The 10,672-nt window shown below is 40.7% G+C and carries 9 protein-coding genes and 5 tRNA genes; 6 read left to right on the top strand and 8 right to left on the bottom strand.

The genetic code is table 11. The features are described 5' to 3' along the window. Positions 1–103: 103 nt before the first annotated feature. From HUS61_RS20700 to HUS61_RS20675, 6 genes are all read right to left on the bottom strand, one after another. A tRNA-Cys gene (locus HUS61_RS20700) sits at positions 104–177 on the bottom strand. Positions 178–189: 12 nt separating this feature from the next. Beyond that, positions 190–265, bottom strand: a tRNA-Gly gene (locus tag HUS61_RS20695). A gap of 139 nt (positions 266–404) precedes the next feature. Continuing rightward, complete coding sequence (gene pgsA / locus HUS61_RS20690) at positions 405–950, bottom strand: CDP-diacylglycerol--glycerol-3-phosphate 3-phosphatidyltransferase (protein ID WP_054564017.1); 546 nt, start codon at positions 948–950, stop codon at positions 405–407. Positions 951–993: 43 nt separating this feature from the next. Then, complete coding sequence (gene uvrC, locus HUS61_RS20685) at positions 994–2,817, bottom strand: excinuclease ABC subunit UvrC (protein WP_175083623.1); 1,824 nt, start codon at positions 2,815–2,817, stop codon at positions 994–996. A gap of 8 nt (positions 2,818–2,825) precedes the next feature. After that, positions 2,826–3,476 carry a UvrY/SirA/GacA family response regulator transcription factor gene (uvrY, locus tag HUS61_RS20680; protein WP_054564041.1) on the bottom strand — a complete coding sequence of 217 codons (651 nt, stop codon included), beginning with the start codon at positions 3,474–3,476 and terminating at the stop codon, positions 2,826–2,828. A 108-nt stretch (positions 3,477–3,584) separates the two neighbouring features. After that, complete coding sequence (locus HUS61_RS20675) at positions 3,585–4,736, bottom strand: dicarboxylate/amino acid:cation symporter (protein ID WP_054553767.1); 1,152 nt, start codon at positions 4,734–4,736, stop codon at positions 3,585–3,587. Positions 4,737–4,951: 215 nt separating this feature from the next. Here HUS61_RS20675 and HUS61_RS20670 point away from each other — a divergent pair, with 215 nt between their 5' ends. The 3 genes from HUS61_RS20670 to HUS61_RS20660 all read left to right on the top strand — a co-directional run bounded on the left by HUS61_RS20670 (position 4,952) and on the right by HUS61_RS20660 (position 9,045). Next, positions 4,952–7,285, top strand: a complete 2,334-nt coding sequence (locus HUS61_RS20670) for a carbohydrate binding family 9 domain-containing protein (protein ID WP_175081139.1) — start codon at positions 4,952–4,954, stop codon at positions 7,283–7,285. Positions 7,286–7,480: 195 nt separating this feature from the next. Further along, positions 7,481–8,449, top strand: a complete 969-nt coding sequence (gene cysK / locus HUS61_RS20665) for a cysteine synthase A (RefSeq protein WP_058583732.1) — start codon at positions 7,481–7,483, stop codon at positions 8,447–8,449. A 155-nt stretch (positions 8,450–8,604) separates the two neighbouring features. Beyond that, a complete protein-coding gene (locus HUS61_RS20660) occupies positions 8,605–9,045 on the top strand; it encodes a hypothetical protein (protein ID WP_175081138.1) in 441 nt (146 codons plus the stop codon). A 74-nt stretch (positions 9,046–9,119) separates the two neighbouring features. On the opposite strand, the gene HUS61_RS20655 is transcribed toward HUS61_RS20660, so the two are convergent. Together HUS61_RS20655 and HUS61_RS20650 are read right to left on the bottom strand one after the other, a co-directional pair. After that, complete coding sequence (locus HUS61_RS20655) at positions 9,120–9,419, bottom strand: DUF6172 family protein (RefSeq protein ID WP_063530135.1); 300 nt, start codon at positions 9,417–9,419, stop codon at positions 9,120–9,122. Positions 9,420–9,581: 162 nt separating this feature from the next. Continuing rightward, positions 9,582–10,097, bottom strand: coding sequence for a VC2046/SO_2500 family protein (locus tag HUS61_RS20650; protein ID WP_175083622.1), 516 nt, complete (start codon positions 10,095–10,097; stop codon positions 9,582–9,584). A 112-nt stretch (positions 10,098–10,209) separates the two neighbouring features. Here HUS61_RS20650 and HUS61_RS20645 point away from each other — a divergent pair. The 3 genes from HUS61_RS20645 to HUS61_RS20635 all read left to right on the top strand — a co-directional run bounded on the left by HUS61_RS20645 (position 10,210) and on the right by HUS61_RS20635 (position 10,562). Next, positions 10,210–10,294 (top strand) — tRNA-Tyr (locus tag HUS61_RS20645). Positions 10,295–10,343: 49 nt separating this feature from the next. Beyond that, a tRNA-Tyr gene (locus HUS61_RS20640) sits at positions 10,344–10,428 on the top strand. A 49-nt stretch (positions 10,429–10,477) separates the two neighbouring features. Continuing rightward, positions 10,478–10,562 (top strand) — tRNA-Tyr (locus HUS61_RS20635). The last annotated feature ends 110 nt before the right edge of the window (positions 10,563–10,672 follow it).

Below are 10,672 nucleotides of genomic sequence, written 5' to 3'. Positions count from 1 at the left end.
TTGAACCGGCACGCTGTTACCAGCGAGGGATTTTAAATCCCTTGTGTCTACCAATTCCACCACCCGGGCATCGGGTTGCTCATAGAGCACGTGGAGTGTTGAATGGAGGCGGAACCCGGAGTCGAACCGAGGTAGACGGATTTGCAATCCGCTGCATGGCCACTCTGCCATTCCGCCAAATTAGATAATTGGAGCGGCACACGAGGCTCGAACTCGTGACCTCAACCTTGGCAAGGTTGCGCTCTACCAACTGAGCTAGTGCCGCTTTCTTTATCTTGGGGGCTATGCCCTCTCAACACGGACGCATTCTACAGAGATTATTAAACGCGTCAATATAAAAAATGCTAGTTTTGAACTGTTTGCTTATTTTTTATCTAAAACGGTGTGTAATTAAACGTTTAGGATCAATTTTTGGTCAATTCTGACCATGCCGCTATTAAATACTGCAACATAGAACTAAGCGTTAAGAATGTTGCGACGTACAAAAGGCCATAACTTAAGTAGATCATCCATGTATCAAACTGCCAGATCAAACCAATAATGGCTAGCATCTGCGCTGCAGTTTTAAACTTACCCATGTTTGATACAGCTACGTTGTCACGTTTACCCTGCTCTGCCATCCATTCGCGTAAAGCAGAGATAACAATTTCACGGCTAATAATAACTAATGCAGGAATAGTCATATACAAACTTTGGTAATGGCTTGATAAAGCAACCAGTGCTGCACACACCATTACTTTGTCGGCAACCGGATCTAAGAACGCACCGAAAGGCGTTGATTGATTTAAACGACGCGCTAGATAGCCATCAAGGATATCTGTGATTGACGCAAGCCAGAAAACAAACGCAGCTGCGAAAAACGCCCATGAGAAAGGCAAATAAAATATCACCAAAAAAATGGGGATAAGAAAAAGTCTAAAGGTTGTGAGTGTGTTTGGAATATTCCACATAACTACTTGGAGATGTCTTTTTTTTACTATATTCGCACGAAGGCTACGCCTTGTCATGCAAATGATTAAATATCTTTTCAGCCATTTCAGGGCTGATCCCAGGAACTTGTTTTAATTGGTCTATATTAGCAGCTTTTACCCCTTGCATGCCCCCTAAATATTTTAATAATGCTTGTCGGCGCTTTTGTCCTACGCCGGTAATTTCTTCTAACAATGATTGTGTGCGTTGTTTTTGTCGTTTATTACGATGCCCTGCAATGGCAAAACGGTGCGACTCATCACGAATATGCTGAATTAAATGCAGCGCTGGTGCATCTGAATCAAGTGGTATTGTTTTACGTCCGCCATCAATTAATAGCGTTTCTAAACCGGGTTTTCGGCTTGTACCTTTTGCAACACCCACCAGCAATGGCATTTTATTATGCGGCCAGTTTTCAAAATATTGCTCAGCACGAGATAATTGACCTTTACCACCATCGATGAAGATGACATCTGGAATTTTTTCTTCACCGACTACTTTGTTGTAGCGTTTATTAAGTGCAAATTCCATCGCAGCATAATCATCACCGCCGGTGATACCAGTAACATTAAATCGACGATATTCTTTATTATTAGGCCCTTGCGAATCAAACACCACACAACTTGCTACCGTGTTTTCACCCATTGTATGGCTGATATCAAAACATTCCATGCGATTAATATCATCTAGGCGTAATGTTTCTTTTAATTGTGCGTAACGTTTGTTGATTGAATCCTGCGTGCTTTGCTTAACACTAATGCTGTTAAGTGCATTTTTATTAGCAAGTTTTAAATACTGTGCCCGCTCACCGCGATTAGCAACTTTTAGACTCACTTTACGTTCAGAGATTGCCGTAAGCGCTTCGCTTAATGGCTCACTTTCTTCAATACTAAACGGTAATATAATTTCTTTAGCAATACGCCCTGTTGCACCGGGAGCTAGATAATATTGTCCTAAAAAAGAAGTTAGAATTTCTTCTTCACCTGAGTCTTTTGGCACTTTAGGGAAATAAGTTTTACTGCCTAGCACTTTGTGGTCGCGGATCATTAATAAGTGAACCGCATTTAAACCATTTAAATGCGCAAAACCCACTACATCCATTTCGGCATGGTTACCTGAAATAGATTGCTGCTCCTGCATTTTTCGAAGCAACATGATTTGGTCACGCACTTTGGCCGCAAGCTCAAATTTAAGTTCTTTACTTGCTTGCTCCATTTTAGTAACTAAATCGGCAATGACTTCATGAGATTTGCCCAACAAAAACTTGCGAACAAAATCAACTTCTTGTTGATATTCTTCATCGGAGATTTTATTCACACACGGCGCTGAGCAGCGTTTTAACTGATATTGTAAACATGGACGGCTTCTAGCTCGGTAATACGCATCTTCACATTGGCGAACCGGAAAGATTTTTTGCATTAAACGCAAACTTTCAGATACCGCTCCCGCACTTGGGAATGGGCCAAAATATTCGCCTTTAATTTTTCGGCTACCACGATGAAAAGCAAGTCGCGGGTGCTTATGATCAGATAAAAGAATATACGGATATGACTTATCATCTCGCAGCAAAATATTGTAACGAGGCTGATATTTTTTAATTAGGTTGTTTTCGAGTAATAAGGCTTCGGTTTCAGTGTTGGTCAGGGTGACTTCAATACCGCAAATATTACTTACTAATACACGGGTTTTGCTATCAGTTACATTACTACGGAAGTAACTACTTACGCGCTTTTTTAGATTTTTAGCCTTACCAACATAGATAACTTGCCCTTCACTATCAAGCATTCGGTAGACACCGGGCTCACTTGATAGTGTTTTTAGAAAAAGGGCTGGTTCGAAATCAGACATTGAGCAAATTAATGCGAGCTATCAATGTCGATCATTTTATGACGAATTGCTAAATGGGTAAGTTCAACATCACCCCCTACATTTAGCTTTTCAAACATGCGATAGCGATAGCTATTCACTGTTTTTGAACTCAGGTTCAAGCGATCCGCAATATCTTGCGCTTTCTCACCTTTAGTGATCATCAGCATGATTTGCAGCTCACGCTCAGACAAACTCTGGAATGGGTTTTCATCTGTGCGACCGCTTACCTGAGCAAGGGCAATTTGTTGTGCAATTTCAGGCGCAATATAGCGTTGCCCTGCATTAACCGCACGAATGGCGTTAACCATTTCATCAGAGCCGGCACCTTTTGTCAGATAACCATGAGCACCGATTTGCATTACTTTACTTGGGAATGGATCTTCACAATGCACAGTAAGCACAATAATTTTTACATCTGGGCAATAACGACAGATTTTTTTTGTCGCTTCTAAACCGCCAATACCTGGCATATTCATGTCCATCAACACGATATCAGGTGAATGTTGACGGCAAAATTGCACCGCTTCTTCACCGGTTTTAGCTTCACCCACCACTTTAAAACCACGAACATCATCAAGTATACGTCTGATCCCTGTCCGTACAAGTTCATGGTCATCAACTAAAAGTACATTAATCAATGGAACACCCTCAAATAACCCAAATAGCTGCTTTCGCACAATTTAATGTGCCACATTAGCACAGAAAAAGTGAAACGATAAATCAAAATATCGTTTCACTAATTAATTTTAAGCTGATGCTTTTTCGCTGAAACGATCAACCCACAGGGCAATGATACCATCACCTGTTACATTACAGGCAGTACCAAAGCTATCTTGTGCTAAATAAAGTGCAATCATTAATGCAACTGCACCTTCATTAAAACCAAGCATACTTGTTAAAAGACCCAATGCCGACATAACTGCCCCACCTGGTGCGCCAGGAGCAGCAATCATTACAACGCCTAGCATCATAATAAATGGCAACATACCAAATAACGATGGTACATCCATATTCGGTGATAAGAACATAACAGCCATTGCACATGTCACAATCGTAATTGTTGAGCCCGATAAATGGATAGTTGCACATAAAGGTACTGTAAAGTTAGCAACATCTTCTTTTACGTTATTTGCTTTGCTTGAGCGAAGTGAAACTGGAATTGTTGCTGCACTCGACATTGTACCTAAAGCAGTAAAATAAGCCGGTAGCATATTTTTTACAAGCTCTAAAGGATTACGCTTTAGTAAAAGGCCTGTAGATACATATAAAACAGTCAGCCATAGCCAATGCATAATTAATGCAGCTAGCAAAACAATACCAAATGTTTGCAGCGTATCAACCACGGTGCCAGCAACTGTCATTTCCGCGAATACACCGGCAATGTAGAAAGGCAATGCAGGAATAATTACTTTTGCTAATAAGCCATCAATCACATCACGGCCCTGATCAGATACTTTCTTTAACGTATCAAGCTGTAACTGGCTCATACCAATACCAAAAATGAATGCCGCAGCAAGTGCTGTCATTACACTCATAAGAGGTGGAATTTCTAAATCAATAAAGCTGCCCACTTCGGTAGCAACTTCTGCTTCAAACGTTAAACCGCCATCAAACAATGGGATCATAGCGCTGACAAGTAAAAACGCTAAGGTTCCAGCAATAACGGTTGAACCATATGCAAAGCCAACTGTTTTTCCTAACAAGTGGCCTGACCCTTTTGGTAAACCAGCAATACCTGATGCGATAAAAAATAAAATAATTAACGGGATGGTAAAGGTGATCAACTGACCTATTATTTCTTTTACTGTGTAAAGGAGTTCAACACCTGTTAGTGGCACATATAAGCCCACTAAAATACCGGCAACAATACCAGCAATTAATTTTAGAATTAAATTCATAACGATCACTTCAATTTTTAGGTGGTAATCTTTTACCACGTTTTAGTTTACTTTTGTTATAAAACAGCCAAATTAACGTTTAACTGCGCAAATTACCACCACAGCTTGTTAGAATCTAATTTGAACGTAAATATATGCGCCCTGTCGCGTTGCATTTGTTAACAAAGTTGCAAATTAATAACATGCTCGCAGTTTTGAATACCCGTATAGTGCTTATGTATAAATCAATGTTAAGTGCCGCTCTATTAAGCGTGCCTTTTACCAGCTTGGCCACCAGCCAACCCGTCACCCTTCCTTTTATTGCGGAGCAAGCAACAATCGACGGCCAGCTCAATGAGCCAAGTTGGCAACGTGCCAAAAAAATTACCATAGACAACGTTACTTGGCCTTACGAAAACAGTAAAAGCCCAGTTACCACCCACGCTTATGTTTATGAGGATGGCGAAACACTTTTTATTGGCTTTGAAGCGAATGATCCAAACCCAGAACTTATTCGTGCTTTTTACCGTGACCGTGACGCGGCCTGGGATGATGACCTAGTCGGGCTAAAAATTGATTCATACAATAATTCTCAATTAGCCTATCAATTTTTTATTAACCCACTTGGCGTACAACAAGATTCAATAGAAAACGAACTGACTAAACATGAAAGCTCATCATGGGATGGTATTTGGGATAGCGTCGGTGTTATTCATGATAAAGGCTACACAGTTGAAGTTGCCATTCCATTACGCGTATTGAATTTTGACGACAGCGTAGCAAGTAAGACTATGGCGATGGAGTTTTTACGCTTTTTACCGCGCAGTGAGCGGTTACGTATCTCCAATATGCAAATTGACCATGGTAACAACTGTTGGATTTGCCAAATGCCAAGTTACCAAGGTTTTGAGCAAGCAAAGCAAGGCAATAACGTGGCGATTATTCCATCTGTGGTGCTTGGCAAAAATGAGACACGTGATATTGATGGCGCACAAGTGGCTGATTGGGAGACAGAAAACAATACTGAAGCCAGCCTCGATGTTAAATGGGGGATCACACCAGATATCACCTTAAATGCGACGATTAATCCTGATTTTTCTCAGGTTGAAGCGGATGTAGCACAATTGAGTGTGAACAATAATTTCAGTTTATTCTTCCCAGAAAAGCGTGCCTTCTTTTTAGATAACGCTGACTACTTTGCCTCAACACTTAACCTTATTCATACCCGTAATATTGCCCAGCCAGATTACGGCACGAAAATCACCGGAAGTAAAAATGGCCATACATTTGCCGGCTTCATTGCCAATGATACACAAACCAATGTGTTGATCCCGGGCAATTTAGGCTCATCGCTTGTCGCCCTTGACGAGAAAAGTGAAAACGGTGCCCTGCGTTATCGATACGATTTTGAATCTGGGTTATCACTCGGTTCAACGGCAACACACAGACAAAGTGATGATTATAAAAACACAGTTTACAGTATTGATAGCAAATACAAACCAACAGTGAACGATGTTTTCTTAGTACAAGTATTAAAGTCACAAACGCAATACAGCCAAGATTTTATCGATGAGTTATGTGATGGTGATAACTGCTTACAGCCCGAGCAAGTAATTTGTGAATTAAATAGTGACTGCGACTATAACGAAGGCGTACTTCGTGTTTTAAGTAAAGAACAACAATCGGGTACTGGCTACTACCTAAAGTATCAACACGACGAGAAGTACTGGCGTGCCTTCGCTGATTATAATTATCGTGATGCTGATTTAAGAGCTGACTTGGGTTTTATCTCGCAAGTTGATTTTAAAAAGTTTACGACTGGTGGCGAATACCGCTGGTATGGCGATAAAGGCAATTGGTGGAATCGCGCTAACCTTTACGCCGATTGGGATATTACCCACAACGAAAATAACGAACTTCTTGAAAAAGAAGCACAAACTAGTTTTTCAGTCAGCGGCCCGTTACAGAGCTTTTTTGAGGTCTCTGTTGAACACCGTAACCGCACCGGCCTTCGCCACGATAAATCACGTTTAGATATCGACGGCAACACTGACTTGTTTAGCGAAAATGGCGTTGGCTTTTACAGTGACTTTAAACCAAAAGCAGGGGTATTTGCTTCTTTATATATGTATACAGGTAATGCCGTTGATTTAGCGAATAACCGCGTTGGTGATAAGTTCCATATCCGCCCTGTGCTGAATATGAACCTTGGTAAGCATTTTGAAGTGCGTTTACGTCATACTTATGAGCAGCTTGAAGCCGATGGCAGTGAAGTATTTACCGCCAACTTAAGTGATGTACGTTTTACTTACCAATTCAACGTGAATAGCTTTTTACGCCTTGCAGTCATTTATACCGATTTAGAGCGTAATCAAGCTAATTACATAGATGATGTTGATAGCCAATATAAAAACCTAGCCACTCAGCTGTTATATTCTTACAAGCTGAACCCGCAAACGGTTTTCTTTGCAGGTTACTCAGATAATGGCTATCAAGATGATGAGCTATCATCAATTACTAAAGAGCAGCGTACGTTATTTGCTAAATTTAGCTACGCTTGGTTACTTTAAGACCATACTAGCGCACCTTTTGGTGCGCGCCCTTCTTTTCCCACCTTATTACTAAATGCTATAAGCCTATTCGCTATATGTTATAGCCAAACTTTACTTTCGTTTTTATTTCACCACAGTAAAGTGTGACTATTACAGATCGCTAGCCTAAGCTAGTTGATCAACGATTGAATAAATTGCTTCCAAGGGAACACTATGTCTAACATTTTTGAAGATAATTCATTAACGATTGGTAATACACCAATTGTAAAGCTTAACCGCGTAACCTCAGGTAATGTTTTTGCTAAAGTTGAATCACGTAACCCAAGCTTCAGTGTTAAATGCCGTATTGGCGCTTCAATGATCTGGGAAGCAGAAAAGTCAGGTGTATTAACCAAAGAAAAAGAGTTAATCGAGCCGACTTCAGGTAACACAGGTATCGCACTTGCGTTCGTAGCGGCTTCTCGTGGCTATAAGTTAACCCTGACTATGCCTAACACAATGAGCTTAGAGCGTCGTAAATTATTAAAAGCGTTAGGTGCTAACCTAGTTTTAACCGATGGCGCTAAAGGTATGAATGGCGCGATTGAAAAAGCAAAAGAAATTCAAGCGAGTGAGCCTGAAAAATACATTCTTTTACAACAATTCGAAAACCCAGCTAACCCGAAAATTCACTTTGAAACAACGGGCCCTGAAATCTATGAAGCAATGGACGGTAAAATCGACATCTTCGTAGCGGGTGTTGGTACTGGTGGTACTATTACGGGTGTTAGCCGTTACCTTAAACTAGAAAAAGGTTTAAATGTTCAATCGGTTGCTGTTGAACCAACTAACTCTCCAGTTATTAGCCAAACATTAGCTGGTGAAGAAGTTAAACCGGGCCCTCATAAAATCCAAGGTATCGGTGCAGGCTTCATCCCTGGCAACCTTGATTTAGAAGTTGTAGACGCTGCAGAGCAAGTATCAAATGAAGATGCGATTGCTATGGCTCATGAACTAATGAAAAACGAAGGGATTTTAGTGGGTATTTCTTCTGGTGCAGCAGTAGTTGCGGCAAAACGCCTTGCTGAAAAACCTGAGAACGCAGACAAGAACATTGTGGTAATTTTACCAAGTGCGACTGAGCGTTACTTATCTAGCCCATTATTTGCTGAAGAGTTCAGTGATAAAGAGCTAGTTCAGTAACCACTAAGAATCACTTAGTTGTTAAAAAAGGATGCAGACATGCGTCCTTTTTTATTACCTAAAATAAATAAAACCAATAATTTTACCGAGTTAACTTTACATCATGCTCATTTAGTCACACACTTAATTTTAAGTTCACTCGAAAAACTACAACAATGAAAAATATACTTTTAACTTTTATCCTTCTAAGTAGCAGCATTCTTTTCGGTTGCGGTTCTGAAGACGCACCAAAGGGCGAAAAAAACACCCCAGGTAATGTAGCGACTCTCTATTTTGATGCTTTGTACAACCAGAACGATTTAAACCTTGCAATGGAATACGCCACGCCGAAAATGGCCCGAATTATGAAATCTTATGGTACTGCTGGGCAGTTCGCTCGTAACCTGGTTAATATGCAATACGATGAAGTGGTAATTGAAGTCGATATGACTAACATGAGCTTGCGCGAACAGTATGGCGATAAAGCCAACATCAATTTAATTTTTACAGGTTATTTTAATGGTAAGAAAATTGATGATATGCGCAGTGTGAAAATGATGCGTAAAAAAGGCAATTGGTACATAGAAAAAATTAATGCAGATCCATTTGCGCGATAATTAATTACTAAAACTAAAAAAGGGCCTGAAGGCCCTTTTTTGTATTAGAGTATTACTGCAGAACAGTATGGGTATTACTCTTCGTCAAACTCTTGATGTTGACGCTGTGCAGGACGCGCTAAGATTTCAACGTAAAACGATGTAAGCTGTTTTGCTTCAATATCGCTAATACATTTATTAATCTCTGCCACGTGAACGACATTGGCCTCTTCCGCTGATTCACCAAACTTACAGTCAAACGCCCAATAGTCGGCGCCTGCTGGGAGTGTTTTATTACGCTCACGTTTTAAGTATTTTTTTACTTCGTGCTTGGCTGCATCAACCATACGAGGATATTTAATTTTCTCGTGGTTTAGCGTGAATGTTTTCTTCATTATAGTCCTAGTAACTTGGTTCAATGACAATGGCATTAAGCCATAGACTGCTATTATAACAAGCACATCTTAATTTAGCTGTACTTTTTGCAGTTTTACTTAAATATAAGTCTATTCTTAGTGTATTCGAAGTCTATGACATTTCGATTAAGCCACTTATACCTAGGCTGTAGCTAAATGAAGAGGTTGATGTATCGCCTCGTCAGTAAGGCTATCATAAAATGCAGCTGCATCGATTTGTGGGCGCTCAACGGGTTTATTTTTTTCATAAAGGCGTTTTCTAACTGCAGGCTCACAGTTATCAATCACTTCTAGCGGCACATGCTGCTTATCATCACGAACATTCAGTGGCTCTGGGTTTAAACAATGACGTAATCTGATGTCTGATAAACCACCTTGCAATAGTCTAAGTGCATTTTCTTGCCCAATCAGCATATCAAACTGTTCGGGAGCTAATGGTTGTGTGGGGCCTGCACCTAACTCGGTGCGCAAAGCAGATTCAGATACTTCAGGATTGCTTAATTCAGTTTTTGGCAGGTGAAACTGGCTAAAATCGAGCGCATCATGAGAAAGCATTGCTAGTAATAAAGCAAACTCTCCAGAGCGGTGCTCGTGAACACTTTTATTTAGACGATTATCGAGTTGGCTCTCTGTGAGCAACAAACCATCAATTTGCATAGTCTTTAGCCAAATAGTTTCTTGATTAACCAGTTATCGGCATTTATGCATTTTTCTTTAGTTTTTTTCTTTACTTAAATAATAAGTTTGCTATTATCAGCGCCGTTGCATTGGAGGGGTTCCCGAGCGGCCAAAGGGATCAGACTGTAAATCTGACGGCTCAGCCTTCGCTGGTTCGAATCCAGCTCCCTCCACCACTTTCCTTCTTAGAAAAGTGGGGCCAGATGCAATAGTAATAATTTGTGTGGAGGGGTTCCCGAGCGGCCAAAGGGATCAGACTGTAAATCTGACGGCTCAGCCTTCGCTGGTTCGAATCCAGCTCCCTCCACCACTTTCCTTCTTAGAAAAGTGGGGCCAGATGCAATAGTAATAATTTGTGTGGAGGGGTTCCCGAGCGGCCAAAGGGATCAGACTGTAAATCTGACGGCTCAGCCTTCGCTGGTTCGAATCCAGCTCCCTCCACCACTCTTTACTCTTTCTAACTTTACTCTTTCTAACTTTACTCTCGCTAACTTTACTCTCGCTAACTTTACTCTCGCTAACTTTACTCTCGCTAACTTTACTCTCGCTAACTT

It is taken from the genome of Pseudoalteromonas sp. 0802, assembly GCF_013350085.1.
GTDB lineage: Bacteria > Pseudomonadota > Gammaproteobacteria > Enterobacterales > Alteromonadaceae > Pseudoalteromonas.
The sequence above is the reverse complement of the archived record's forward strand: the minus strand, read 5'-3'. Positions and strand labels throughout refer to the sequence as shown.

Bases quoted from the DNA above. Each gene is read 5' to 3' on its own strand.
- HUS61_RS20670 (WP_175081139.1), top strand. From the start codon at position 4,952: ATGTATAAATCAATGTTAAGTGCCGCTCTATTAAGCGTGCCTTTTACC.
- HUS61_RS20660 (WP_175081138.1), top strand. From the start codon at position 8,605: ATGAAAAATATACTTTTAACTTTTATCCTTCTAAGTAGCAGCATTCTT.
- cysK (WP_058583732.1), top strand. From the start codon at position 7,481: ATGTCTAACATTTTTGAAGATAATTCATTAACGATTGGTAATACACCA.
- pgsA (WP_054564017.1), bottom strand. From the start codon at position 950: ATGTGGAATATTCCAAACACACTCACAACCTTTAGACTTTTTCTTATC.
- uvrC (WP_175083623.1), bottom strand. From the start codon at position 2,817: ATGTCTGATTTCGAACCAGCCCTTTTTCTAAAAACACTATCAAGTGAG.
- HUS61_RS20675 (WP_054553767.1), bottom strand. From the start codon at position 4,736: ATGAATTTAATTCTAAAATTAATTGCTGGTATTGTTGCCGGTATTTTA.
- HUS61_RS20650 (WP_175083622.1), bottom strand. From the start codon at position 10,097: ATGCAAATTGATGGTTTGTTGCTCACAGAGAGCCAACTCGATAATCGT.
- HUS61_RS20655 (WP_063530135.1), bottom strand. From the start codon at position 9,419: ATGAAGAAAACATTCACGCTAAACCACGAGAAAATTAAATATCCTCGT.